Source organism: Bradyrhizobium sp. UFLA05-109, assembly GCF_054185165.1.
On sequence record NZ_JBBIAR010000095.1, the window covers coordinates 1 to 24,294 of the forward strand.

Annotated in this window: 23 protein-coding genes; 8 read left to right on the forward strand and 15 right to left on the reverse strand. The window is 64.3% G+C overall.

What is annotated here, in order from left to right; genetic code table 11:
• On the reverse strand, nucleotides 1-131 hold a 131-nt coding region (locus tag Q3C01_RS40735), incomplete at its 3' end, for a sugar phosphate nucleotidyltransferase (RefSeq protein ID WP_458150998.1).
• A 7-nt stretch (nucleotides 132-138) separates the two neighbouring features.
• The gene (locus tag Q3C01_RS40740) at nucleotides 139-1,128 is read right to left on the reverse strand and encodes an NAD-dependent epimerase (protein WP_458150999.1); all 990 of its coding nucleotides are present in this window, start codon (nucleotides 1,126-1,128) and stop codon (nucleotides 139-141) included.
• Nucleotides 1,129-1,313: 185 nt separating this feature from the next.
• Here Q3C01_RS40740 and Q3C01_RS40745 point away from each other — a divergent pair, with 185 nt between their 5' ends.
• Nucleotides 1,314-2,273, forward strand: coding sequence for a lysylphosphatidylglycerol synthase transmembrane domain-containing protein (locus Q3C01_RS40745; RefSeq protein WP_458150973.1), 960 nt, complete (start codon nucleotides 1,314-1,316; stop codon nucleotides 2,271-2,273).
• 29 nt (nucleotides 2,274-2,302) lie between these two features.
• On the forward strand, nucleotides 2,303-3,304 hold the full coding sequence (locus tag Q3C01_RS40750; RefSeq protein WP_458151000.1) for an MraY family glycosyltransferase: 1,002 nt from the start codon (nucleotides 2,303-2,305) through the stop codon (nucleotides 3,302-3,304).
• A 13-nt stretch (nucleotides 3,305-3,317) separates the two neighbouring features.
• Here the strand turns inward: Q3C01_RS40750 and Q3C01_RS40755 are convergent, their stop codons facing one another.
• From Q3C01_RS40755 to rfaD, 6 genes are all read right to left on the reverse strand, one after another.
• Complete coding sequence (locus Q3C01_RS40755) at nucleotides 3,318-4,268, reverse strand: NAD-dependent epimerase/dehydratase family protein (protein ID WP_458150974.1); 951 nt, start codon at nucleotides 4,266-4,268, stop codon at nucleotides 3,318-3,320.
• Nucleotides 4,265-5,485 carry a glycosyltransferase family 4 protein gene (locus Q3C01_RS40760; protein ID WP_458150975.1) on the reverse strand — a complete coding sequence of 407 codons (1,221 nt, stop codon included), beginning with the start codon at nucleotides 5,483-5,485 and terminating at the stop codon, nucleotides 4,265-4,267. Before Q3C01_RS40760 ends, Q3C01_RS40755 begins: the two co-directional genes overlap by 4 nt.
• 2 nt (nucleotides 5,486-5,487) lie before the next feature.
• Nucleotides 5,488-7,398, reverse strand: a complete 1,911-nt coding sequence (locus tag Q3C01_RS40765) for an SDR family NAD(P)-dependent oxidoreductase (RefSeq protein ID WP_458150976.1) — start codon at nucleotides 7,396-7,398, stop codon at nucleotides 5,488-5,490.
• 116 nt (nucleotides 7,399-7,514) lie between these two features.
• Nucleotides 7,515-8,801 carry an O-antigen ligase family protein gene (locus Q3C01_RS40770; RefSeq protein WP_458150977.1) on the reverse strand — a complete coding sequence of 429 codons (1,287 nt, stop codon included), beginning with the start codon at nucleotides 8,799-8,801 and terminating at the stop codon, nucleotides 7,515-7,517.
• Complete coding sequence (gene rfaE1, locus Q3C01_RS40775) at nucleotides 8,798-10,282, reverse strand: D-glycero-beta-D-manno-heptose-7-phosphate kinase (protein WP_458150978.1); 1,485 nt, start codon at nucleotides 10,280-10,282, stop codon at nucleotides 8,798-8,800. Before rfaE1 ends, Q3C01_RS40770 begins: the two co-directional genes overlap by 4 nt.
• Before the next feature lie 13 nt (nucleotides 10,283-10,295).
• Nucleotides 10,296-11,276: an ADP-glyceromanno-heptose 6-epimerase gene (gene rfaD, locus Q3C01_RS40780; protein ID WP_458150979.1), complete on the reverse strand. Its 981-nt coding sequence runs from the start codon at nucleotides 11,274-11,276 to the stop codon at nucleotides 10,296-10,298.
• A 217-nt stretch (nucleotides 11,277-11,493) separates the two neighbouring features.
• Between rfaD and waaF the strand changes: the two genes are divergently transcribed.
• Nucleotides 11,494-12,564 carry a lipopolysaccharide heptosyltransferase II gene (gene waaF, locus Q3C01_RS40785; protein ID WP_458150980.1) on the forward strand — a complete coding sequence of 357 codons (1,071 nt, stop codon included), beginning with the start codon at nucleotides 11,494-11,496 and terminating at the stop codon, nucleotides 12,562-12,564.
• Nucleotides 12,565-12,862: 298 nt separating this feature from the next.
• On the opposite strand, the gene Q3C01_RS40790 is transcribed toward waaF, so the two are convergent.
• From Q3C01_RS40790 to Q3C01_RS40800, 3 genes are all read right to left on the reverse strand, one after another.
• Entirely contained in the window at nucleotides 12,863-13,150 is a 288-nt protein-coding gene (locus Q3C01_RS40790; RefSeq protein WP_458150981.1) for a hypothetical protein, read from the reverse strand.
• 188 nt (nucleotides 13,151-13,338) lie between these two features.
• Entirely contained in the window at nucleotides 13,339-14,301 is a 963-nt protein-coding gene (locus Q3C01_RS40795; protein ID WP_458150982.1) for a serine protease family protein, read from the reverse strand.
• 362 nt (nucleotides 14,302-14,663) lie between these two features.
• Nucleotides 14,664-15,701, reverse strand: a complete 1,038-nt coding sequence (locus Q3C01_RS40800) for a glycosyltransferase family 4 protein (RefSeq protein WP_458150983.1) — start codon at nucleotides 15,699-15,701, stop codon at nucleotides 14,664-14,666.
• Between the two features lie 127 nt (nucleotides 15,702-15,828).
• On the opposite strand from Q3C01_RS40800, the gene galE reads away from it, so the two are divergent.
• From galE to Q3C01_RS40825, 5 genes are all read left to right on the forward strand, one after another.
• Entirely contained in the window at nucleotides 15,829-16,842 is a 1,014-nt protein-coding gene (galE, locus tag Q3C01_RS40805; protein WP_458150984.1) for a UDP-glucose 4-epimerase GalE, read from the forward strand.
• A 117-nt stretch (nucleotides 16,843-16,959) separates the two neighbouring features.
• Nucleotides 16,960-18,768: an ABC transporter ATP-binding protein gene (locus tag Q3C01_RS40810; RefSeq protein WP_458150985.1), complete on the forward strand. Its 1,809-nt coding sequence runs from the start codon at nucleotides 16,960-16,962 to the stop codon at nucleotides 18,766-18,768.
• A 33-nt stretch (nucleotides 18,769-18,801) separates the two neighbouring features.
• On the forward strand, nucleotides 18,802-19,503 hold the full coding sequence (locus Q3C01_RS40815) for a fumarylacetoacetate hydrolase family protein (protein WP_458150986.1): 702 nt from the start codon (nucleotides 18,802-18,804) through the stop codon (nucleotides 19,501-19,503).
• 126 nt (nucleotides 19,504-19,629) lie between these two features.
• On the forward strand, nucleotides 19,630-20,442 hold the full coding sequence (locus Q3C01_RS40820; protein WP_458150987.1) for an amino acid kinase family protein: 813 nt from the start codon (nucleotides 19,630-19,632) through the stop codon (nucleotides 20,440-20,442).
• 13 nt (nucleotides 20,443-20,455) lie between these two features.
• A complete protein-coding gene (locus Q3C01_RS40825; RefSeq protein ID WP_458150988.1) occupies nucleotides 20,456-21,283 on the forward strand; it encodes an amino acid kinase family protein in 828 nt (275 codons plus the stop codon).
• A 9-nt stretch (nucleotides 21,284-21,292) separates the two neighbouring features.
• On the opposite strand, the gene Q3C01_RS40830 is transcribed toward Q3C01_RS40825, so the two are convergent.
• The 4 genes from Q3C01_RS40830 to Q3C01_RS40845 all read right to left on the reverse strand — a co-directional run bounded on the left by Q3C01_RS40830 (nucleotide 21,293) and on the right by Q3C01_RS40845 (nucleotide 24,183).
• Nucleotides 21,293-21,751: a YybH family protein gene (locus Q3C01_RS40830; protein WP_458150989.1), complete on the reverse strand. Its 459-nt coding sequence runs from the start codon at nucleotides 21,749-21,751 to the stop codon at nucleotides 21,293-21,295.
• A gap of 32 nt (nucleotides 21,752-21,783) precedes the next feature.
• Nucleotides 21,784-22,713, reverse strand: a complete 930-nt coding sequence (locus tag Q3C01_RS40835; protein WP_458150990.1) for an aspartyl/asparaginyl beta-hydroxylase domain-containing protein — start codon at nucleotides 22,711-22,713, stop codon at nucleotides 21,784-21,786.
• Between the two features lie 120 nt (nucleotides 22,714-22,833).
• Complete coding sequence (locus tag Q3C01_RS40840) at nucleotides 22,834-22,989, reverse strand: hypothetical protein (protein WP_254104764.1); 156 nt, start codon at nucleotides 22,987-22,989, stop codon at nucleotides 22,834-22,836.
• A 144-nt stretch (nucleotides 22,990-23,133) separates the two neighbouring features.
• Nucleotides 23,134-24,183: an alpha/beta fold hydrolase gene (locus Q3C01_RS40845; RefSeq protein ID WP_458150991.1), complete on the reverse strand. Its 1,050-nt coding sequence runs from the start codon at nucleotides 24,181-24,183 to the stop codon at nucleotides 23,134-23,136.
• Between the last annotated feature and the right edge of the window lie 111 nt (nucleotides 24,184-24,294).

Here is a 24,294-nt window from a genome sequence, read left to right on the forward strand (position 1 = left end):
AGCGTGTCCTGAAACGTCGAGCGCGTGCCGAACAGCGGCAAAAACTGTTTCGGGCGCACCTCGCGCGAAGCCGGCCACAGCCGCGTGCCGGCACCGCCGCACATGATCAGGGGAATAATGCGTTTGTCCATCGTGCTTTCAAACCTTGTAGTAGTCGCGATACCAGCCCACGAAGTTTCGGACACCGATCTCGATCGGCGTTGACGGCGCGAACCCGGTATCGCGCATCAGATCCCCGACATCGGCGAAAGTCTCCGGCACGTCTCCCGGCTGCATCGGCAACAGATCCTTGACCGCCGTCCGGCCCAGCTCACGTTCCAGAAGTCCGACGACGTGCATCAGCTCTTCCGGATGGTGGTTACCGACATTGTAGAGCCGAGACGGCGCATTTGCGGCGGCCGGATTGTCCACAGGCACCCGATCAATCAGCTTGGATACTACACGAGTGACGTCGTCAACATAGGTGAAGTCGCGCCGCATCTTGCCATGGTTAAAGAGCCGGATCGGCCTGCCCTCCATGATGGCGTTCACAAACAGAAACATGGCCATGTCGGGCCGACCCCACGGGCCGTAGATGGTGAAGAAGCGCAAACCCGTGACGGGCAGCCGGTAGAGGTGGCTATAGGACTGCGCCATCACCTCGTTGGCCTTCTTGGTCGCGGCGTAGAAGCTCACGGGATGGTCGGTTTTGTCCTCGATTGCAAATGGCAGTTTTGTGTTGGCGCCGTAAACGGAGGATGACGAGGCATAGACGAGATGACGACAGCCATTGTGCCGGCAGCCCTCGAGCACGTTGAGGAAGCCCTGAAGATTGGAATCGACGTAAGTCTGCGGATGGTCGATCGAGTAGCGCACGCCGGCCTGCGCGGCGAGATGCACCACGGTCGCGAACTGGTGCTGAGCGAACAGTTTCGCGATCGTGTCGCGATCGGCAAGATCGGCCCGGACGAAGGAAAAGCCGCCATCCCGCTGCAACACGTCCAGCCGCGCCCGCTTCAAGGCCGGATCGTAATAGGTGTTGAGATTATCGAGCCCGACGACCGGACGGCCTTCGGCCAGAAGCTGCCGGGCCACGTGAAAACCGATGAAGCCGGCCGCGCCCGTGAGCAAAATTGCCTGATCTGCCATCATGTTCCCAAATCGTCCGCCGCAGCCTCTTTAGCCGCCGCGTCGAGGGGGCGGCAATAGCTACCACGCCCTCAGATGACAGCTATTGCAAGATCGGCGCCAAGACCATACCAAAGCGGCCGAATTCGGCGCGGGGCGTCGGGTTACGCCAACTCTGAAGAAACTCCTGTTCAAACGCGGGCGAGATGCGCCGAATCCTGCTTTCTGCGGCCAAGATCATCGTTTCCGGGGCGCTGCTCTATCTGGCGCTGCGCAAGGTGAACCCGTCCGATCTGTTCTCGCGTTTCACCGTGAGCAGCCTGTACTGGATCGCCCTCGCGATCGCGGTGACGTTCCTCCAGATCTTCGTCGGCGTGCTGCGCTGGCGCGAGATCAGCGCGGAGTGCGGCGCGCCGCTCGAGCTCGAACGCGCCATGCGCTACAACGTGATCGGAACTTTCTTCAACCAGACCCTGCCCTCGGCGATCGGCGGAGATGCCGTCCGGCTCTGGCTCGTCGCGCGCGCTGGCGCCGGCTGGCGTGCAGCGACCTATTCGATCTTCGTCGATCGCGCGATCGGCCTGATCGCGCTCGCGATCGTCATCGTCGCCAGCCTGCCCTGGAGCTATCGCCTCATCAACGATGCGCAGGGGCGCTCGGCGCTGTTGCTGCTGGACTTTGCCGCGCTCGGGGCCGGCCTCGGCTTCCTGCTGCTCGGTGCATTGAACTGGCCGTGGCTGAAGCGCTGGTGGGCCACCCACCACATTCATGCCTGCGCGGTGATCGCCAACCGCGCCATCTTCAATCGTTCGCGCGGTCCGATCGTCACGATCCTGTCGCTGCTCGTCCACGTGCTCACCGTCGTGATCGCATGGTGCGTGGTGCAATCGATCGCAGCGCCCATCAGTTTCGGCGAGACCTTCCTGCTCATTCCGCCGGTGATGCTGATCACCATGATGCCGATTTCGATCGCCGGCTGGGGCGTGCGCGAAGCGACCATGGGCCTCGCCTTCGGCTTTGCGGGCCTTGCCGCCAATGAGGGCGTCAACATCTCGCTGCTGTACGGCGCCGTGTCGTTCATCGTCGGCGCATTCGGCGGACTGGTCTGGATCTTCAGCGCGGAGAAGGCTCAGCAGGGATCGGCCCCGATAGGGGTGCCGGAGTGAGCACGTTCGCTTCCGGACCCGCGACGACGATGGGGATGTTTCTGCTCGCCCTCCTGCCTGCCGCCCTGGCCGCCCTGCTCTCGGCCTGTATCACCTGGCGGAGCATGCCCCTGTTGCAACGTTATGCATTGGCTCGGCCAAACGCGCGCTCCTCGCATCGGATTCCGACGCCGCAGGGTGCCGGCATCGCCATTGTTGCCGCAACCCTGCTGGTCGCCTCGCTTTGGGCAACCTGGTTGAATGCCTCCGTTCCGCTGGTTTTGATCGCAGCCACGGTGGTGACTGCGCTGGTCGGCTTTGCCGATGATATCAAATCCCTTCCCGTCCTGGTTCGTCTCGTGCTGCAGGCCGCCGCCGTCGGAGCCGTCGTGTTCACGACATCAGATACGCTCCGGATCATCCCGGCGCTGCCGCTGGCGGTCGAGCGCGGCCTCATCCTGCTCGCCGGCGTGTGGTTCGTGAATCTCGTCAACTTCATGGACGGGCTCGATCTGATGACGGTCTCGGAGGTGGTCCCCATCACCGCCGCGCTCGCCCTGCTTGGATGGCTCGGCGACCTGCCGTTGCCGGCCGCGCTCGTCGCGGCGGCGCTGTGCGGCGCCATGGTCGGATTTGCACCGTTCAACCGACCCATCGCAAAGGTGTTTTTGGGCGATGTCGGCAGCCTGCCGATCGGGCTCCTCCTCGGTTGGTGCCTGCTCGGGCTTGCCTGGCATCAGCAGATCGCCGCGGCGCTGCTGCTGCCGGCCTACTATCTTGCCGATTCCACCGTCACGCTGTTCCGGCGCATCGCGCGGCGCGAGCCGTTCTGGTCGGCGCATCGCTCGCATTTCTATCAGCACGCCACCGACAATGGCTTCACGGTGTCCCGCGTGGTCGGCGAGGTGTTCGCGCTCAATCTTTTGCTTGCGCTGCTCGCGATTCTCACGATCCGCATCCCGTCGACCACGGTCACGACGCTGGCGCTGCTCGCGGGCGCCGTCGCGGTCAGCTTCGTGCTGCGCAGGTTTTCTCAGGTGCGGGCGGCCTGACGCGGCTCGCAGCTTATCGGGCGTCCCGAGGCGACAACGCCAGTCGCAACCCCTCGTCGAGCGACACCTCCGGCCGCCAGCCGGTCGCGATCGCCTTCGCTAAGTTCAGTTCGAGCGAGCCGATCAGGCTGTCATGGGTGTCCTGGCGGCCGATCGCCCCGAGAACCGAGCCCAAAAGATCCTGCGGGACCGCAAACAGCCGTGGCCGCTTGCCCGCGGCCTTGGCCAGTCTCTCGATGAATTCGGGCGTCGAGACCTGCTCCTTGTCGGCGATCAGGAAGATATCGAAATTGCTCGCGGCATCGGGATAGGCGAGCCGGCGCACGATGAAGGACGAGAGGTTTTGCACGGCAAGGAAGGCGCGCTGATTGCGGATCGCGCCGAATGGAAGCGGCAATCCGAGATCGACCGCCCGGCTCAGCAGCGCAAAATTTCCCTTGGCACCGGCGCCGTAGACCAGCGGTGGCCTGATCACCGAAATCTTCATGTCGCTGTCGCGCGCCAGTGTCTTCAGACCTGCCTCGGCAGCCGCTTTGGACATGCCGTAGAGGCCGCGCGGGGTCAGGATGTGGTCCTCGCTGAACGGCGCGCCGCCCTCATTGCTGCGGCCGTGCACGAGCACGGTGCTGATGAAGATGAAATGGCGCACGCCGGCCGCTGCCGCCGATCGCGCCAGATGCAAAGTGCCGGCGATGTTGACGTTGCGATAGAGCTGGACCGCGTCCTCCTCGTGCTTGTGGTGAACGCGCGCAGCAAGGTGGACGACGGCATCGACACCGTCGAGCGCAGCCTGCCAGTTGGTTTCGGGACCGATCGAACCGATGACGACCTCGTCACCCAGTCCCCCGGGGCGGCGCACCGCGCGACGCGCCGACCAGCCCTGCTCCATCAGGGCAGGCGCGACGTGGCGGCCGACAAAGCCGCTGGCCCCCGTCACCAGTACAACCCGGTTTCGCCCGCTCATCGTTGCTCCGCCAGTTCCGGATTGCGCAACAATTCGTCGATCACGCCAGCATAGGCATTCATGGCCGTGACGCGATCGAATTTTGCGGCGGCCTTCACCGCCCGGTCCGCCATGGCCTTGGCGTCGGCGTCTGCCGCCGCGCGGATCGCATCCGCCAGCTCCTCGGGCTGGCCCGGCGCCACCACCCAGCCCAGCCCGTTCTCGACGACGGTCAATGCGGCCTCGGCCTCCGGCTCCGAAACCAGCACCACCGGACGGCCCACGGCCAGGAGATTATAGAACCGGCTCGGCACCGACACACCCGCGACGTTCTTCCGATAGGGGATGATCCAGACGTCGGCGGCGGCGAGAAACGCCTCGAGCTCGGCATCCTCGACGCGCGGCACGAACGAGACGTTGATCAGGTTCGATTCCGCCTGCAACTGCTTCAGCCGCTCGAAGCCGATCCCCCAGCCGGAGAGCAGGAAGTGGATGTCCCTCTCCTGCTGCAACATCCGCGCGGCCTCGAACACGATCTCCGGATCGTGCGTGAAACCGAGATTGCCCGACAGCCCGACGATGAAACGCGCCGGCACCGCGCGGCGGAAAGGATTGTCCGCTTCGACCGGACGCAGCGCGGGAGCGAGCGTCGCCCAGTTCGGGATGAAGCGGATCTTTTTCGCGGTCATGCCGCGGTAGCGCAGCAGCGGTCCCTCGGCGTCGCGGCCGATGGTGATGACGGCACTGAGCGTGCGGAACATGAACGCGTTGGCGACATGGATCACCCGGGTCACGATCGAGCCGGGCTTCAAGAGACCCGCCATCACCAGCACGTCGGGAAACAGATCGTGCATGATCAGCGCCGAGCGCGCGCCCTTCAGCCTTGCGGCCGCCGCGACCGCATAAGGCAGCATGAACGGCGCCGTCACGGTGAGCACCACGTCGCGGCGCTTCAACACCTTCGTCAACGCGAAGAAGGTGCGCAGCGCAAACAGGATCTCGGCAAGTGCGCGCCGGACCAGCGCCGCCTTTCCGGTCATCCGGTTCTTGACGGCAATGACGCGCGGCTTGCCTGGTCCGATCTGCGAGGCCGGCAGCTCGCCCGGCGTACCGGACAGCACGACGACCTCATGGTCCACGGCAAGGCGGCACGCGATCTCCGCCATGATCGCCGCCGTGGTGCTGGGATCCGGCGGATAATGCTGGCTCGCGACGACGACCTTGCCTTGAGACTGCATGGTCAGGCCGCAGTCGACCCGAATTCCGGAACGGCGTCCTTCAGGATGGTCCTGATGGTGGCGCGATCGTCGCGTGCGATCGCCTGCTCCAGCGCGGAAATCCATTTGCGCAGGGTCTGCATGGGCGGCTCGTTGGGCCGCGCCGCCATGATGCCGGCAATGCCGATCTCGACCGTCGGCTCCTCGGACGCGAACAGGATCTCGTTCAGCCGCTCGCCGGGCCGCATGCCGCTGAACACGATCTCGATGTCGTGGCCGGGCTGCAGGCCGGACAGGCGAATCATGCGCTCGGCGAGATCGACGATCTTGACCGGCTGGCCCATGTTGAGCACGTAGACCGAGACGTTCGAGCGCTCGGCCCCGAGCGCGTGGGTCGCAGCCGTAATCACGAGGTCGCAAGCCTCGCGGATGGTCATGAAGTAGCGGACCATGTCGGGATGAGTGACCGTGACCGGACCGCCGGCATCGATCTGAGCCTTGAATTTCGGCACCACCGAGCCGTTCGAGGCGAGCACGTTGCCGAAGCGGACCGAGATCAGCCGCATCGGCGACTTGTCTCCGCCCTGTGAGCCCAGATCGTGATCGAGCGCCTGGCAGTACATTTCCGCAAAGCGCTTGGTCAGGCCGAGCATCGAGACCGGCTCGATCGCCTTGTCGGTCGATATCATCACCAGGGCCTCGGCGCCGGCGGCAAGGGCTGCGTCCGCCACGTTGATTGAGCCGAAGATGTTGGTCTTGACCCCTTCGCTCCAGTCGCGTTCCAGGATCGGCACGTGCTTGAGCGCGGCGGCATGGAACACGATGTCCGGCCTGAACTCGGCCATCACGCGCATAATGCGTTCGCGGTCGCGGATATCGGCGATCCGGCCTTCGATCGCCGCACCCGCGCCGTGCGCGGCCAGCGCTTCAGTAATGGCATAGAGCGCGGGCTCGGAATGCTCGACGATCAGCAGGCGCGCGGCGCCGAAGGCGACCACGCGCTCGCAGATCTCCGAGCCGATCGAGCCGCCGCCGCCAGTGACGATGACAGCCTTGCCCCGGATGAGAGCTTCCAGTCGCGCGTAGTCGATCTTCTCACTCGGCCGCAGCAACAGGTCCTCGACCGCAACGGCCGTAAGGCGCGGCGTATCACCGCCCTCGAGCGACGGCAGCCGGCTGACGATCAAACCGAGACGGCGCGCCCGCATCAGCACGGATTCGGGATGTGCCTCCGGCTCGAAGGCGGACGGCGTCATTACCACCCGCGCGATCGACTTGTTGCGCTTTGCGAAGTCGCCGATCACGTCCTCGAAGTCGTCGATGCCGCCGAGCACCGGCACGTTGCGGATGAGCTGTCCGAGATCGGCGCGCGACGGCGACAACACGCCGACCGGCCAGACCCGCGTGATCGCCCCGCTCTCGATGCCGCGCAGCAGCACCTCGGCATCCGCCGCGCGCCCGATCAGGAGCGTCGGCGAGGCATCCTCGATCCGGGCGTGGCGCCGCACGCGGGTATAGCGGAAATAGCGATAGGCAAACCGCAATGCGCTGAGAAAGGAGATCTCGAGGAACCAGTAGAGGACGATCGTCACCTTGCCGAGGAAGAAGGCACCGCGGACGTTGGGGGAGACGAAGATGTAGTCGAGGGCGAGTAGCGCGACAGTGAGCACCGTCGCGACGCGGATGATGTTAAGCGCATCCGGCAGAGAGATGAAGCGCCACTTCGTCGTGGTCAGGTTGAAAATGAAGAACACGACCACGCTGAAGGCGAGGAACCAGGGCAGGATCTGGAGCAGGAGCGGCAGACGGTCGAAAAACTCGTCGCCGCCATCGAAGCGCAGATAGAAGGCGGCAAACAGCGCCGCCGTGGTCGCCAGGAGGTCGTGGAGCGCGATCAGGAAATTGCGCAATGTGAGATGCGAAAGACGCGTCATCCGCCGACCGATGAAAATCCAGTTAGATACAACCTGACCGCGCTGATAGCCCATCTCGACAAGGCATTCCAGTACAAGACTGGCCGGTACAAGACTTTGCCAGCCGCGCTGGCGGCTCAGGAACCGGCCTCCCCCAACTTCGGCTCGGCTTGCCGCGCCCGGATCACCATGCCGCCGGCAACGCCGACGCCGATGACGTACATCCAGCCCTCATGGAAGTCGAACAGATGGGAATTGAAGAGCGACGTGAAGACGTTCTGCACCACGACCAGCAGGCCGATCCAGTTGGCAAGTCCGTCGCCGCGAAACAGCAGCAGATGCAGGATCCAGATCGCATAGAGGACGAGGATGCCGATGACGCCCCATTGCACGGCGACATTCAGCGTCTGGTTATGTGGATTGCCGATCACCTCGGCGGAAGCCTGGTACTCGCCACTATGCGTTGCGACCTGCTCGAACAATCCGCGCGTCGAGCCGGTGCCGTGCCCCATGACCGGCGCCTCCGCGAAGAAGCCGAGGGATTTTCGCCAGAATTCGAGCCGTAGCCCGAGCGAGGTCGGCTCGCCCTTCTCCTTGTAGCGATAATAATCGCTGGCAAAGGTCTCGGCGGTCCTGCGCAATTGCGGCGAGGCCTGCCAGGCGAGAGCAGCACCAGCCAGCAGCACGGCGGAGATGACCGCGATGCTGCGCCATTTCAAGTGCAGAAACGCGAACACCGCGAGCATGATCGGCACGGTGACGAGCGCGGTGCGCGACACCACGACGAATGCCAGGTTGACGAGGAAGCTCAGCGCGAGCGCGGTGAGGAGCCCCGCAAACCAATATCGCCTGTCCCGCAAAAGGGTCACGACCGGATAGGCGAGCGCCACCGCACACAGCGTGAATTCCTGGCTCTGGTCGATGTAGTTCTTGACGAAAATACCGCGCTCGAGGTTTCCGGGCTTGATCGAGAGCGCGGGATTGAAGGCGACCAGCCAGGACATCACCGACAACAGCGCGCAGGAGACCAGGAAGGCGGTGCACACCCACCGTCCGCGCGAGGAGCGTTCGAAATGATAGAGCAGGACCGGCAGCACGAGCAGCTTGACGGTCGGGTTCACGGCGTAGAGCCGCGCGCCCCACGCCGCATCCGACCACAGCGTTCCGACCAGCGCGAGCAGGAACAGCGCGATCGGCGCCGCACAGACCGGCCGCTTCAGGGATTGCAGGAAATCCCTGACGTCGAGAAACGGCACCATGCAGACGAGCATGAGGGCATTGAAGATCGCGGCCAGCGAGGTCGACCACGGCAGCGAGGCCGCGGTCAGCACCGCGAACAGGTCCACGCATTCGATCCACGCGACGGGGCTGCGCAAGCGGCGGAGCATCATCGCACCGGTGGTTTCCCGCGCCAGCGCCGTCACGTCGTCCCTCCCCGCGCCCGGTTGACGAGTGCCGTCGTGCTGAACCCCCTGAGGATGTCGACCAGCACCACGGTTCCGCCCGCGGCTTCGACGACATCGTAACCAACCACCTGTTCGCGCGTGTAGTCGCCGCCTTTCACCAGCACGCTCGGCCTGATCTCCGTGATCAGATCGATCGGCGTATCCTCTTCGAAGATGACGACGAGGTCGACGGCTTCGAGCGCGGCCAGCACCTCGGCTCGCGCGCGCTCGTTCTGCACCGGCCGGTCCTCGCCCTTCAGCCGCCGCACCGAGGCATCACTGTTGAGGCCGACGACGAGACGGTCGCAGGCGGCGCGCGCCGCGGTCAACACCTTGACGTGGCCGGGATGCAGGATGTCGAAGCAGCCATTGGTGAAGCCGACGCGCAAGCCCTGCCTGCGCCAGTCCGCAAGCTGCGCGGCAAGCGCGCTAGGGACGAGCACGATCTTTTCCTCGGCTGCGAGATAGGCATGCGGCAGGATCTTTCGCCGCAGCTCCGTCGCGCTCACGCTCGCGGTGCCTTGCTTGCCGACCGCGACCGCGGCGGCGGCGCTGGCCATGCGCAGCGACGTATCCCAATCGGCGCCGGTCGCGAGCGTTGCGGAAAGCGCGGCGGCAACAGTGTCCCCGGCGCCCGAGACATCGCGCACCTTCACCGGATAGGCCGGCACGTGGACCGCCTCGCCCTCGCGCGACACCAAGGTCATGCCATGCTCGCTTTGCGTCACCAGGATCGCCTCGCAATCGGCAAGCCGCATCACGTCCTGCGCGGCCTCGGTGATGCTCTCGACCGAGTCGGCGCGGCTGCGGGTCGCCTCGGCAAACTCCTTGCGGTTGGGCGTGAGCAGGCTGGCGCCGCGATAGATCGCCCAGTTGAGGCTCTTGGGATCGACGATCACGCGCTTGCCGAGCTTGCGCGCGGCGTCGATCACGTTGCGGATCACGCGCGCGGTCAGGACGCCCTTGGCGTAATCGGAGAGCAGCACGATGTCGGCACGGGGAAGCTGCGGCAGGATCGCCTCGATCAGCTTCAGCTCGATCTCGGGGGAGGCCGGCGTCGCCTGCTCCCAGTCGGCGCGCAGCATGTGGGTGGAAAAATGCTCGGAGACGAAGCGCACTTTTCGCGTGGTCGGGCGCGAGGGATCGCTGACCAGCACGCTTTCGATACCGGCGATCTCTGCCAGCGCGCGCCTCAGCCGTGCCCCCGCATCGTCCTCGCCGACGAGCGCGACGAAGATGCAGCGCGCGCCGAGGGAGGCGATGTTGCGCGCCACGTTGCCGGCGCCGCCGATATGGGTCTCGCTGCGCTGCGCGGCGATCACCGGCGCCGGCGCCTCCGGCGAAATTCGCGACACCTCGCCATAGACGAACTCGTCGAGCATGAGGTCGCCGATGCACAGCACGGTGCGCCCCGTGATGGCCTGGGCGAGCGTATCGAAATCGAAGACGGGCGTTTGCATGGTCCTCGACGCCTCAGCGGAAACGGTCGGGTCGGTCAAGGTAGCCCCTGACATAGGCCGTCACCGCATCTTCGAGTGCCGTGAAGCCGCCGTTATAGCCGGCGCGGCACAGGCGATCGACCTCGCTCTGGGTGAAATACTGGTAGCTGCCGCGGATCGCCTCGGGCATGTCGACATAGTCGATGTGGGGCTTGGTGCCGAGCGCCGCGTAGGCCGCAAGCATCATGTCCTTGAAGCTGCGCGCTTTGCCCGTTCCGACGTTGAACAGCCCGGAGATTGAGGGCGTTGCAAGGAGCCACATGACGACCCGCACGACGTCATCGACATAGATGAAATCGCGCCGCTGGTCGCCGTCGGCGATGCCCTCGCGATGCGACTTGAACAATTGCACGACGCGCCCCGCCCTGATGTCGTCGAAGCGCTTCGCCAGCACGCTCATCATCGTGCCCTTGTGGTACTCGTTCGGGCCGAACACGTTGAAGAACTTCAGCCCCGCCCATTGCGGCGGCAGCTTGTCGCCGCGCGCGACGCGCTCGGCAACCGTGAGATCGAACAGATGCTTGCTCCAGCCGTAGAGGTTCATCGGCCGCAACGTCTTCAGCGCGGCGAGCGAGGCGTCGTCGCCAAAACCTTCCGCACCGTCGCCATAAGTGGCGGCTGATGAGGCATAGATGAATGGCACGGCATTCGCCGTGCACCAGTCCAGAAGGCGCATCGAGAGGCGAAAATTGGTCTCGACCACGAGATCGCCATCGGTCGCGGTGGTCTCGGAAATGGCCCCGAGGTGAATCACGGCATCGAGCTTGCGCCCCTGCAGCCAGCCGATCAGCTCGGCCGGCGGCACGATGTCGGCGAGCTGCCGCTTGGCGAGATTACGCCATTTGCCCTCGTGGCCGAGGTGGTCGCAGACCACCACATCGCTACGGCCGGCATCATTGAGCGCCGCCACGACATTCGACCCGATAAAACCGGCCCCGCCGGTCACCAGCAACATTCCACCGTCCCTGCCCGATTTGCCAAATTCAGCGCCCAAGAAACTGCCCGAGAAACTGCTCAAGAAACTGCCCAAGAACCCGCCGCAAGCCCTGCCGTAGCGCATGATCCGCCAAAGTGTAAGCGGTTTTGGGATCCGAGCTATCCCGCCTTGTCCTGCCTGTGCAGAGCGGCTACCGAACGGACCCTGTCGAGATCGTTTGGACGCCTATTAACAAATGAACAAAGATTCGCAATTTAGTGGATTTGAGGATCCGGCGAACACGCGCCCGATCCTGATCATCCCATATATGTGGATCGGCGATTTTGTTCGGAACCACACCGTGGTGCGGGTCCTGAAGGAGCGCTGGCCGAATCGGCCGGTCGACCTCCTGACCACCCCGCTCTGCGCTCCGCTGGTCGATTACATGCCCGGTGTCCGCCAGGGGATCGTCTGGGACCTGCCGCGCAGCCGGCTCGCCGTGAACAGGCAATTCGGCCTCGCAAAGCTGCTGCGCGAGCGGAACTATGGCACGGCCCTGGTGCTGCCCCGCACGTGGAAGGCGGCCATCGCGCCGGCGCTGGCCGGCATTCCCGAGCGGGTCGGCTTCGTCGGCGAGTTCCGTTTCGGCCTGATCAACCGCTGGCGTTGGGGCGAGAAGCAGCTGCCCCGCTTCATCGACAAGAACGCCTCGCTCGCCCAGCCCGACGGTGCGCCGCTGTCGCCGGAATGGCCGGTGCCGCAGCTGCGGGTCCCGCCCGAGGAGATCGCACGCTGGCGCCAGGCGAACGGCCTGACCGGGGTCACCGCCGTCGCGTTGGGTCCGGGGTCGGTCGGCGCCTCCAAGCGCTGGACCTACTATCCGGAAGCTGCCCGCCAGTTCGTGGAAAAGGGCCTCGATGTCTGGGTGGTCGGTGGCCCCGGCGAGAAGGCCATGGCCCAGGAGATCGTCGCGGCCGGTGGGCAGCGCGTCCGCGACCTGACCGGCACCGACCTGCGCAACGGGGTGCTCGCGATGGCGGCCGCCGGCGTAGCGATCTCCAACGACTCCGGGCTGATGCACATTGCGGCGGCGCTGGGCACGCCGACGATGGGCATCTTCGGCCCGACCAGCCCCTACCTCTGGGCGCCGCTCAACGGCCTTGCCGCCACCGTCGTGCAGAACAAGTCGGTCCTCTCCTGCCAGCCCTGCCAGAGCACGGTCTGCCGGATGAACGACCACCGCTGCATGCGCGACATCGCCGCCTCCGACGTCGTCGCCATCGCAGAGCGCGTGCTCAGCGAAAGCGGCGCGCGGGCGATGACGTGAAGCGCGCCAGAGCATGATGAAACGAAACTAGGTCTGGTTGCATCCGCAAAGTCGGTGCGCTCCCTCTCCCGCTTGCGGGGGAGGGCTGGGGTGGGGGTGTCTCCACAATGAGCATTCCCGATGTGGAGAGAGGCCCCACCCGACGCTTCGCCACAGCCGAGGCTCTGCCTCGGCGTTTCTTAGAAGAACGGCCGCCGAAGGCCGCCTATGCCCCCCGCAAACGGGGGAGGTTGAGCGATCCCGCGGCCCGATCGATTCAACCCAAAGCCATTCCGTTCTAGCGGCCCAACGCCTCTCCTCAGATCCTCCCAGCGAGGACGCGCTTAACCGGCAAGGCTGCGGACTTCCCTGCCGACCGCCGACGCGGAATGAAGAAGCTGTTGACGAGAATGGGATCGGTATCTCCGAGCGTTGTCCGCTCCTGGACGAGAAGGCTCATGACCGAGCGCATCTTCATGATCTCCTGCGCGACGAAGGCGCAGCTCTCATCCCGGTTGATCTGGTCACGCATGATGGCCTCAGCCTCAAGCATGCTCACGCGTAGCGCCCTGATAAGTCGTCGAATTTCGTTGATGCGATTGTCCATGGCCATCTCCACTCAGGGATGGCACGATAAGAACAAATCATGAACAATGTGTCAAGGACGGCTAAGGATAAGCTTGGCCGCAACTACCGCCACACTGGAAGATGTTTCATCTTTTAGTTCACGCTTTCGCGCTGGTGCCCCTACAAGACGCGCGAAATCCTGCAGGTGAGTGGGTCCCGCCGGTGGACTCAAGTCCGGTTTGGCATCTCGACGGACTCGGGCTGAGCGCGGCGCATTGCCTCGTCTCTCAGTTCTTCGTCGCGACGCTTTCTCGCCATCTCGAAAATCTTCGAATCCAGAAGCTCCCTAATCCTCCACGCCGGAACGACAATATTCATCGCCCCTTGAATGTACAGGTCATCCCCCTCGTGTATGGGATCTCCGTCGCGGTCGTGTCGGGTGGGTGGGCTTTTTCTTACTTTGACCTTGTCCCAATACTGCCCGCAATGCACCCCGAGCAGGGCTATAAATTTACTACGAGCATGAGCGCCTGAGCCTGGCATCGGCAAATGTCGCGGCGGCCGTGGTGGAATGTCGCTTAGATCGTTATCGGGAATTCGATAGAGAACCACAGGTGACCCGGAAAAGCCGTTGCGTGATCGCATGTCTACAAGATGCGAGGGACGCATAATCCCGTTGGGCTGTTCTATTGGCGCTTTTTCGTCAGCCAGAAGCGATAGGTTCCCAAATCGGATTGCTGGCGTATTTCTCTCACCGCCGTGTTGCTCAGCATACAGTCCAATCATGAATACGTCTTCACCGACACTGATCTCAGTACGATCAATGAACATATCATCCACGATCATTGAGTCGATGCGATAGTGGCCGACTTGATCTCCTTCCTCCTCGTGTCCACCCAAATCAGCAATCGACAGATCGTCACCATTCTTGAGGAAGTGCCAGTCCTCAGGACCAAGCTCGATGAAGCGTGACTTCCCATCTCGGGTGTTGATCCTGATGATTGAAGCTCCAAGATCATTGGCAAGATGCCAGTTCGTAACTCCGTAAAAGTGCCTGAGATTGGCATGCATCGCTGATTGTACAGCCGCCACAAAACCAGTCCCGTGAGGACCAGTTCGCCTCCCAGTCTTGGGGTCCTCTCGATAGAGATAGAAGACCGATTTGCCGACATCGAGATGAAGTTTTGGCATTGGAAACCTGGGCAGATATCTGCCCCGCAGATCGCCCGCTTCGGGGCCAAAAGGACAAGGTTCGCGTTAGATCGTCCTTTTTGGTCGACCGAGCCCCTCCCAAATCATGTCACAAGCCATACTTGGGGTGAAGAGACAAATCTGCGATCTACCGCTCCAACAACAAAGCCCGCGGCCGGTGACGGCGCGGGCTCGATCATTGCTGCGATAATGCCTGTTTACAACTGATTTGCCCGACGCGTCAAGTTGATTTCGTAGAATCCGCAAATCATCGTCCGCAGTCAACGCGTCGCCCCAGCCGTCATCGGCTACTTTGCATGGGGTTGTTTTCGAGGTTTTCGTCTGGGCCCGAAAGCCCCGGTTCAGAGCAGCGGACGATAGACGTTCCCGATCCGCGCCGCTTCGGCGTCCAGGCTGAAGCGTTCGAGCACCCGTGCCCGCCCGCGCGCGCCCATGGCGAGCGCGGCGGCCGGGTCGCGCAGCAGCGGCTCGAGCGCGGCGACCAGCGCGTCCGCATCGCCCGGCGGCATCAAGACGCCTGTGACGCCGTCATCGACCACGAGCTCGGCTGCGCCCGCGCGTGACGCCACCAGCGCGCTGCCCGCCGCCATCGCCTCGATCAGCGTCAGTCCAAAACCCTCGTTGCGCGAGGTGAAGGCGTAGATCGTCAGCCGCTGATACCAGCGCTGTACCTGTTCGATCGGCAGCTCGCCGGTGATGACGATCCGCGCCTGCAGGCCGGCGGTTTCGATCCGTTTCTTCAGATCATTCGCGAACGGCATCTGCTCCGGCGTGATCGCACCGACGATGACGGCGGTGAAATCCGGATAGCGCGGCAACAGGCGGCACATCGCGTCGACGAAGACGTCGCTGCCCTTCTGGGCACGGACGCGGCCGAAGCAGCCGATCGCGTAGCGGCCTGGCAGCGCGGCTTCCGCAAATGCCGCGGCGCGATCGTGCGGCGGCGCATAGACATCGGTGTCGACGCCGTGCGGAATCACCGTCGCCTTCACTTTCAGGAACGACGCCGAGATGTCGCTCGTCGCGATGATCGCATCCATCCGCCGGATCAGCCAGCGCGTGATCCAGCTATGATGCCGCTGCGCAGCCGATGTGAACACCAGCTTCAACGGCCAGCCGAGCGCACGCAGGAGCACGCCCGCGATCATCTCGTTGTTGCGCCGCGCGTGCCAGATCAGCGGCGCGCGCCGCCGCCATAGTTTCAGGAAACCCGCAACGTCGAGCCGCTCGATCCCCTCTGGCGCGTCGGAGCCGAACCAGGCGGCGCGAAACAGCTTCGCCAGGCGCGGCGCGACCATCCGGTTGGTCGCGGTCACGCCGGAATAGCGCCTGTGCAGATTTGGCACGATCAGTTCGAGATCGCCCGGGAAATTGGCCACGTCACGCTCCGTTTCGTGAGGCTCCTATACGCAACATTAAGCATAGTGACCAGTTAAGCCGCGCCGATACCCCCTCTTCACCACGCAGACGTTAGCATCGCCGGATGATCGGAAGACGGGTGAGATCATGACTGTGCTTGTCACCGGCGGTGCCGGCTATATCGGGAGTCACACGGTTCTGGCACTGGCGGAAGCCGGCGAGGACGTCGTCGTGATCGACGATCTCTCCACCGGCTTCTCCGCCTACTTGCCGGAAGGCGTGCCGCTGTTCATCGGCGATGCCGGCGATGAGAACCTCGTCGAGGGCGTGATCGCCCAGCACAACATCGAAAGCATCATCCATTTTGCAGGCTCGGTCGTGGTGCCGCAGTCGATGCGCGATCCGCTCGGCTACTATCGCAACAACTTCATGACCGCGCGCAACCTGCTCAACGTCGCAGTCAAGCGCGGCATCAGCCGCTTCATCTTCTCCTCCACCGCTGCCGTCTACGGCAATCCCGACCAGGTCCCCGTGCCCGAGCATGCGCCGACGCGGCCGCTCTCGCCTTACGGCTCCTCGAAGCTGATGACCGAGATCATGCTGCACGACGTCGCCTCGGCCTACGGCATGCAATATGTCGTGCTGCGCTATTTCAACGTGGCCGGCGCCGATCCGCAGGCGCGCATCGGGCTCGCCACCGTCGGCGCCACGCATCTGCTCAAGATCGCGGTCGAGGCCGCGACCGGCCAGCGCGCAAAGATCGACGTGTTCGGCACCGACTATCCGACGCCGGACGGAAGCTGCGTCCGCGACTTCATCCACGTCACCGACCTGTCGCAGGCGCATCACTCGGCATTGACTTACCTGCGCCGCGGCGGCGCCTCGACGACGCTGAACTGCGGTTATGGCCGCGGTTACTCCGTGCTCGAGACCATCGATGCCGTGCGCCGGGTTTCGGGGCGCAGCTTTGCGGTCCAGTACGCGCCGCGCCGGCCCGGCGACATCATGACCATGGTCGCCGACACCAGCCGCATCCGCAGCGTGCTGGACTGGCAGCCGCAATACGAGAATCTCGAGACGATTGCGGCCCATGCGCTGGCCTGGGAGGAACAACTGTTCCGCGAGCGCCACGGCGACATTCGCCAGGCGGTCTCGGCCTAGAATCGCCGGCTTTGCAAGACCTTAATTGGGCTTGAAAAACCCCGTCTGAGCGGGCACAGAGGCCATTCGATCCCTGACGCGCGGGCAGGTTTGTCCCCAGCCGTCAATGGACTACGGATGGCCCAGTTTCCAAAGAAAATCACCGACGATCCCTATGCGGCAGCGGTCCTGATTCGCCGCCTCGTCACGGAACAGGGGATCACCTATTGGCGCCGCTACCTCGTCGCCTTCGCGCTGATGGCGGTCGCCGCCGGCGCAACGGCGGCCGCGACCTACGTTCTCGGCCAGGTCATCAACCAGGCCTATGTCGACAAGAACGTTCCCGGCATCGCGATGCTGTCCGGCGTGACGGTGGTTCTCTTGTTCATCAAGGGTGTAGCGACCTACGGCCACATGGTGATCCTGACCAAGATCAGCAACGCCATCCTCGCCACCAACCAGCGGCAACTCTTCGCCAAGCTGATGCGCGAAAGCATCGGCTTCTTCTCCGAGCGGCACTCCTCGGAATTCCTGGCGCGGCTGACCGCGGGCGCCAAATCCATCACCGACGTCCTCAACATGCTGGTCAACGCCGTCGGGCGTGACCTGTTGATGCTGCTCGCCATGATCGGCGTGATGGTGTGGCAGGATCCGCTTATGTCGTTCATCGGCCTCGTCGCGGTGCCGCCGGCGATGCTGGTGCTGCGCAAGCTGGTCAAGCGCATCAAGGGCCTCGCCTACAACCAGTTCACCGGCACCGCCGACATTCTGGAGACCATGCAGGAATCGCTGCAAGGCATCCGCACGGTCAAGGCGTTCACGCTGGAAGATGCGATGCAGAGCCGCATCGACGAGAACATCGCCGTCGTCGAGCGCAACGCCAACAAGATGGCGCGCGTCGCCAACCGCTCCAACCCGCTGATGGAGATGCTTGGCGGCTTCGCGGTCGCCGGCTGCCTGCTCTATGGCGGCTACAGCGTGGTCGCACTCGGCGCCACCCCGGGTCAGTTTTTCTCGTTCATGACCGCGTTCCTGATGGCAACCGAGCCGGCCAAGCGGCTGGCGCGGCTCAACATCGACCTCAACAGCCAGCTCGTCGGCGCGCGCATGCTGCTCGAAGTCGTCGACAGGCCGGCGAGCGAGCAATCCGACGACGACAAGCCGGCGCTGAAACTGTCGGACGCGCGGATCGAGCTCAACGACGTCAGCTTCGCCTATCGCGCGGGCGAGACCGTGCTCGACCGCATGAGCTTCACGGCCGAGCCCGGCAAGGTCACCGCGCTGGTCGGCCCCTCCGGCGGCGGCAAGTCGACCGTGCTGGCGCTGCTGCTGCGTTTTTACGAGGTGACGCAGGGCGACATCCTGATCGACGGCCAGTCGATCTCGTCGGTGTCGCGCAAATCGCTGCGCGCCCAGACCGCCTATGTCGGCCAGGACGTCTATCTGTTCCGCGACACCATCCGCAACAACATCGCCTTCGGCAGGTTTGGTGCCACCGAAAACGAGATCATCGATGCCGCCAAGGCGGCCTGCGCCCATGACTTCATCATGAGCTTCCCGCTCGGTTACGACACGCCGGTCGGCGAGCACGGCACGCAGCTCTCCGGCGGCCAGCGCCAGCGCATCGCGGTGGCGCGCGCACTGCTCAAGAACGCACCGATCATCCTGCTGGATGAAGCCACCGCGGCGCTCGACTCCGAGTCCGAGAAGCAGGTGCAGGAGGCGATCGAGCATCTCTGCCGGAACCGCACCACCATCGTGATTGCGCATCGTCTGCACACCATCATGCACGCGGACGCGATCCTGGTGGTCGAGGGTGGCGAGATCGTCGAGCGCGGACGGCATGACGAGCTCTTGCGCCGCTCCGGCCGCTACGCCTCGTTCTTCCGCCTCCAACACCACGACACCAGCCCCGTCGCGCTGGCGCCGGTCAGCGCCACCGCTTAGGAATTTATCACCCAAGAGCAGCGAGACCGCTTCATGAACGCCGCCTCCTACGTCATCCCGCTTCCGCCTCAGGCTTCGCTTCCCGTCGTCGGCGAGACCGGCCGTTATCCGGTGCGCCGCATCTGGTGCGTCGGCCGCAACTATCTCGAACACATCCGCGAGATGGGCAATGACGAGCGCGCCCCGCCGTTCTTCTTCGCCAAGCACGCCGACATGCTGGTGCCCGATGGCGCCACCATCCCCTATCCGCCGCTGACGAAGGACCTGCATCACGAGGTCGAGCTGATCGTCGCGATGAAGAGCGGCGGCCTCAACATCCCCGCCGAGAAGGCGCTCGACCATGTCTACGGCTATGCCGTCGGCATCGACCTGACCCGCCGCGACCTCCAGATCGCCTCGCGCAAGAAGGAGCGTCCATGGGAGATCGGCAAGTCGTTCGACGGTTCAGCGCCCTGCTCCGCCGTGCAGCCGGCATCCAAGATCGGCCACCCGTCGAAGGGCAAGATCTGGCTCACCGTCAACGGCAAGGAAGCCCAGAAGGGCGACCTCACCGAGCTGATCTGGAACGTGCCGGAGATCATCTGGCAGCTCTCGCAGCAGGTGAAGCTCGCTGCCGGCGACATCATCCTGACCGGCACGCCCGCCGGCGTGTCGCAGCTCCAGCCCGGCGACAAGCTCGAATGCGGCGTCGACGGCGTCGGCACGCTGAAGGTGTCGATCGGCCAGCCGGAGTAAGCTGCGGCCGGCACCCGAAATGCAAAGCCCCGGAGTGCGTTCCGGGGCTTTTCTATATTAGACTGATCCCGGTGCGTGGCCGGCGGGCCCGTGCCGAGAATGCACTGAAACGAGAGGATGTCTCGGATGTCGAACACGACCACGGAGCTTGAAGCGCTTCTCATGCAGCGTTCGCTCACCGATCCCGAGCTCGTCGCGGCATCGGAAGCGGCTCCGGACTTCCGGATCCTGCCGGATGCCACGGTGATCAAGATCGGCGGACAGAGCGTCATCGATCGCGGCCGCGCCGCGGTCTATCCGCTGGTCGATGAGATCGTCGCCGCGCGCAAGGCCCATAAGCTCCTGATCGGGACTGGCGCCGGCACCCGCGCGCGGCATCTCTATTCGATCGCGGCGGGGCTTCGCCTGCCGGCCGGCGTGCTCTCGCAGCTCGGCGCCTCCGTTGCCGACCAGAACGCCGCGATGCTGGGGCAGCTTCTTGCCAAGCACGGCATCTCCGCGGTTAGCAGCGCCGGGCTCTCGTCCGTGCCACTGTTCCTCGCCGAGGTGAACGCGGTCATTTTCAGCGGCATGCCGCCCTATAGCCTGTGGATGCGTCCCGCGGCCGAGGGCGTGATTCCGCCCTACCGCACCGACGCCGGGTGCTTCCTCGTGGCGGAGCAGTTCGGCTGCAAGGCGATGATCTATGTGAAGGACGAGGACGGCCTCTACACCGCGAACCCGAAGACGGCGAAGAATGCTACCTTCATCCCAAAGATCTCGGTGGCCGAGATGAAGGCCAAGGGGCTGCAGGACTCGATCCTCGAATTCCCGGTGCTCGATCTCCTCACCTCGGCGCGCCACGTCCGCGAGGTGCAGATCGTCAATGGGCTCGTTCCCGGCAATCTGACCCGCGCACTCGCGGGCGAGCATGTCGGCACCATCATCACTGCGAGCTGAAGAGAATAGCGCCATGGCTGTCACCAACCAGATCAAGCACGTCGCCTCGCCGCTCGCGCGCCAGACCCTGCTCGACGGCGATCTCACCCGCCCCGTCGCAGGCAGCCGCCCGATCAAGCTGTTGCCCTGGGTGCAGGTCATCAAGATCGGTGGCCGCCTGATGGATCGCGGTCATGAGGCGATCCTCCCGCTCGTCGACGAACTGCGGTCGCTGCTGCCTGAGCATCGCCTGCTGATCCTGACCGGCGCCGGCGTCCGCGCCCGCCATCTCTACAGCGTCGGCCTCGACCTCGGGCTCCCCGTCGGGTCGCTCGCGCCGCTCGCCGCAAGCGAGGCCGGCCAGAACGGCCATATCCTTGCAAGCCTGCTCGCTCCGGAGGGAGTGTCCTACATCGAGCACGGCACCATCGCGAGCCAGCTCGCGATCCACCTCTCCGCGGCTCGCGCGGTCGTCGGCAGCGCGTTTCCGCCTTATCACCATCATGAATTCCCGACCTCGCGCATCCCGCTGCATCGGGCCGACACCGGCGCCTTCCTGCTCGCCGACGCACTAGGGGCCGCGGGTCTCACGATCGTCGAGGATGTCGATGGCGTCTACAGCACCGACCCGAATGGCGCTGACGGGAAGAAGGCACAGTTGCTGCGCGAGACCAACGTCGCCGACCTTGCGAAGCTCAAGGGTACGCTGCCGTTCGATCCCGCGCTGCTCGAGGTGATGGCGAACGCGCGGCACATCGCGCGCGTGCAGGTCGTGAACGGCCTCGTTCCTGGCCGGCTCACCGCGGCGCTGCGCGGCCAGCACGTCGGGTCAATCATTCAGACCGGTGCTCGCCCGGCCTGAAGATTCGATCTACCAGGCCTTCACCGGTCGATTGGCATGGCTCACCTGCGGGACACCGCGGTTGAGCGACATGTGAGAATGCACACACAGCCAGCCATCGGCATTCCCTGAGAACACCATGGTGGCACGTCCCGGCCGCGCAAACGGGCTGCCATCGGGATGGTAGCCCGTGCTCGTCCACGGCGCGATCACGGTCGCCATCGTGCCATCGGCGGACGTCAGGATCGCGGTTTGCTCGAGGACAAAGCGGAAGTCCGTCGTCTTAGGCCAGACGTTGTCCCATTGCGTCGCGACCCATTGATCGAGACCAGGGATGACGTCGTTGTGCGTGCCGAAGGCGAGCACGTCCGGGTGAAAGAGCGGCCTCGCCGAGGCGTAGTCAACCTCGCGGACATAGCCCGCGAAGGTTTCCAACCACTGGCGGAAGAATTGCTGTGTCTCGGCGTCGACGGCCGGCAACGAGGCCATTGCCTACTCCCAATTCGACGCGACTGCGGCGATCACCGCAGCGCCGACACCACGATCAGGCCGAGGATCAGCGCCGTCAGCGAATATTTCAGCGTGTAGTAGACGTTGCGGTTCCACTCCTTGACCTTGCGGCTCGCAAGGTGGATCTCGTAGAGCTTGCCGAACACCTTGTTGAGCACGCCGACGCTTTCGCCATCGACGTTCTGGGTCGCCGACGCCTTGACGATGTGATGGCTGACCCAGCGATTCATCGCCGTCATGAAGCCAAACTTCATCGGGCGCTCGACGTCGCAGAACAGAATGATGCGGTTGACGTCCGTCCCGTTCTCGGCGCTGTGGATGAAGGTCTCGTCGAACATGAAGGCTTCACCGTCGCGCCAGACGCATTCGACGCCGTCGACGAGAATCCGGCACTTGTTCGAGTTCGGCGTGACGAGGCCGAGGTGATAGCGCAGCGATCCGGCGAAGGGATCGCGGTGCGCGCCCAGCTTGCCGCCCGGCGGCAGCATCGCGAACATCGCGCCGTGCACCGACGGAATCGAGTTCAGAAGCTCCACCGTCTTCGGGCACAGCGTGCGCGCCGAGGGCAGGAAGTCGTCGTACCATTTCAGGTAAAAGCGCTTCCAGCCACTCTTGAAGAACGAATAGAAACCCCAGTCGTTGTTCTTGGCCGCAGCGCGGATGAAGCCTTCATCGAACAGGCGCACCGCCTCATCGCGGATCGTCTCCCAATTCTCGCTGAGCGGCTTCAGCTCGGGAAATTGGTCGACCGAGATCACCGGCTTGTTCGGCACCGCCGAGCCGGCATACATCAACACATTGTAAGGTGCGAGATAGGTCGAATGATCGCCGAGCTGGCGCGCAAAGCGCAGCCGCTGCTTACCCCGGAAGTGGACGTAAATCGTTGATGCCGCAAGCACATAAAGAATGACAAGTTGCGGCGCAAAGAGCTGTTTCAGCATTTCCCCGATCCCAAGTGACCCAGCCGAGTCTCGTGTAGCCCGGCCCCGCGCCAGCGACAAGGCGCCGCAGACGGGTTCCGTCGTTCTCGACACAGACAGTTGAGACAGTTTGGGATGCGATCAGGCCCGCGCGAGCGCCTGCAGTCCCTTGAAGGTCAGGCGCTTGGGGTCCCTGACGCCTTCGAGGTAGAGCCGACGGATGAAGGTGGTGACCGCGTCGCGGTCACAATCGGTCAGCGCGACAACGGCGTCGACCGCGATCTTCTGGGCTTCCATTGGGCTACCCTTAGTTAGCGAGCACCCCGGCCGAGAGAGCCTAGGACGCGCCGGTTAATCCGGCGTTAACCGTTTGGGCAGCATGGCCGATTCATCTGCGGCCTCGAATACGCAAAACAACGCATGGCGCGGTGCCGGCCGCATTCAGCTCGCGGCGATATCGAGGACGGCCTGGGCAAAGGCCTGCGGGGCTTCCTGCGGCAGGTTGTGCCCGATGCCGCCAGTGATCGTCCGATGCTCGTATTTGCCGGAAAACATCTTCGCGTAGGCGGAGGGCTCCGGGTGCGGTGCCCCATTGGCATCGCCCTCCATGGTGATGGTCGGCACGGTGATCACCGGCAGGCCCGCCAGCCGTTGCTCGACCTCGGCATACTTTGCTTCGCCCTCGGCCAGCCCGAGCCGCCAGCGATAATTATGGATCGCGATGTCGACATGATCGGGATTGTCGAGCGAGGCCGCGCTGCGGTCGAAGGTGGCGTCGTCGAAATGCCATTTGGGCGAGGCGAGCTTCCAGATCAGCTTGGCGAAATCATGCGTGTTCTTGGCGTAGCCCTCGCGGCCGCGCTCGGTGGCGAAATAGAACTGATACCACCATTGCAGCTCGGCGCTCGGTGGCAGCGGCATTTTCCCCGCCGCCTGGCTGGAAATCAGATAGCCGCTCACCGAGACCATGGCCTTGACGCGCTCCGGCCAGAGCGCCGCGATGATGTTGGCGGTCCGCCCGCCCCAATCATAGCCGGCGAGCGTCGCCTGCTTGATGTTGAGCGCATCCATCAGAGCGACGGTGTCGGCAGCGAGCGCTGCGGGCTCGCCGTTGCGCATCGTCTCGGCCGACAGGAAGCGCGTCGTGCCGTAGCCGCGCAGATGCGGCACGATGACGCGAAAACCGGCCTTCGCCAGCGCAGGCGCGACATCGACGAAGCTGTGGATGTCATAGGGCCAGCCATGCAGCAGGATCACCACGGAACCGTCGGCCGGACCGGCCTCGGCGTATCCGATGTTGAGGACGCCGGCATCGATCTGCTTGATCGTGGCAAAGGACGTGCTCGTACCTGGCTTTATCGCGGGCGCAGTCGAGGGGCTCACCTTGCCGGACTGCGCGGAGGCGGCGCTGCCGAGAACGAATGGTGCGGCGACGCCGATCGCGGCGGTGGTCAGGAAACGACGACGATCTCTGTTTACCGCTTTTGACATCTTCATCTCCTGCATCTGGAAAGGCGCAATGCGGCCGACGAGCCGCTATATCACGACGGAGGTAGGCGCAATCGAGACGGCGGCGAGTGGCCGGTCTGCGATAAACACTCT

What these genes read in the sequence shown, in the direction of transcription:
- Q3C01_RS40740 (WP_458150999.1), bottom strand. Translation starts at nt 1,128, where the DNA reads ATGGCAGATCAGGCAATTTTGCTCACGGGCGCGGCCGGCTTCATCGGT.
- Q3C01_RS40745 (WP_458150973.1), top strand. Translation starts at nt 1,314, where the DNA reads ATGCGCCGAATCCTGCTTTCTGCGGCCAAGATCATCGTTTCCGGGGCG.
- Q3C01_RS40750 (WP_458151000.1), top strand. Translation starts at nt 2,303, where the DNA reads ATGGGGATGTTTCTGCTCGCCCTCCTGCCTGCCGCCCTGGCCGCCCTG.
- Q3C01_RS40755 (WP_458150974.1), bottom strand. Translation starts at nt 4,268, where the DNA reads ATGAGCGGGCGAAACCGGGTTGTACTGGTGACGGGGGCCAGCGGCTTT.
- Q3C01_RS40760 (WP_458150975.1), bottom strand. Translation starts at nt 5,485, where the DNA reads ATGCAGTCTCAAGGCAAGGTCGTCGTCGCGAGCCAGCATTATCCGCCG.
- Q3C01_RS40765 (WP_458150976.1), bottom strand. Translation starts at nt 7,398, where the DNA reads ATGACGCGTCTTTCGCATCTCACATTGCGCAATTTCCTGATCGCGCTC.
- rfaE1 (WP_458150978.1), bottom strand. Translation starts at nt 10,282, where the DNA reads ATGCAAACGCCCGTCTTCGATTTCGATACGCTCGCCCAGGCCATCACG.
- rfaD (WP_458150979.1), bottom strand. Translation starts at nt 11,276, where the DNA reads ATGTTGCTGGTGACCGGCGGGGCCGGTTTTATCGGGTCGAATGTCGTG.
- waaF (WP_458150980.1), top strand. Translation starts at nt 11,494, where the DNA reads ATGAACAAAGATTCGCAATTTAGTGGATTTGAGGATCCGGCGAACACG.
- Q3C01_RS40790 (WP_458150981.1), bottom strand. Translation starts at nt 13,150, where the DNA reads ATGGACAATCGCATCAACGAAATTCGACGACTTATCAGGGCGCTACGC.
- Q3C01_RS40795 (WP_458150982.1), bottom strand. Translation starts at nt 14,301, where the DNA reads ATGCCAAAACTTCATCTCGATGTCGGCAAATCGGTCTTCTATCTCTAT.
- galE (WP_458150984.1), top strand. Translation starts at nt 15,829, where the DNA reads ATGACTGTGCTTGTCACCGGCGGTGCCGGCTATATCGGGAGTCACACG.
- Q3C01_RS40810 (WP_458150985.1), top strand. Translation starts at nt 16,960, where the DNA reads ATGGCCCAGTTTCCAAAGAAAATCACCGACGATCCCTATGCGGCAGCG.
- Q3C01_RS40815 (WP_458150986.1), top strand. Translation starts at nt 18,802, where the DNA reads ATGAACGCCGCCTCCTACGTCATCCCGCTTCCGCCTCAGGCTTCGCTT.
- Q3C01_RS40820 (WP_458150987.1), top strand. Translation starts at nt 19,630, where the DNA reads ATGTCGAACACGACCACGGAGCTTGAAGCGCTTCTCATGCAGCGTTCG.
- Q3C01_RS40825 (WP_458150988.1), top strand. Translation starts at nt 20,456, where the DNA reads ATGGCTGTCACCAACCAGATCAAGCACGTCGCCTCGCCGCTCGCGCGC.
- Q3C01_RS40830 (WP_458150989.1), bottom strand. Translation starts at nt 21,751, where the DNA reads ATGGCCTCGTTGCCGGCCGTCGACGCCGAGACACAGCAATTCTTCCGC.
- Q3C01_RS40835 (WP_458150990.1), bottom strand. Translation starts at nt 22,713, where the DNA reads ATGCTGAAACAGCTCTTTGCGCCGCAACTTGTCATTCTTTATGTGCTT.
- Q3C01_RS40840 (WP_254104764.1), bottom strand. Translation starts at nt 22,989, where the DNA reads ATGGAAGCCCAGAAGATCGCGGTCGACGCCGTTGTCGCGCTGACCGAT.
- Q3C01_RS40845 (WP_458150991.1), bottom strand. Translation starts at nt 24,183, where the DNA reads ATGTCAAAAGCGGTAAACAGAGATCGTCGTCGTTTCCTGACCACCGCC.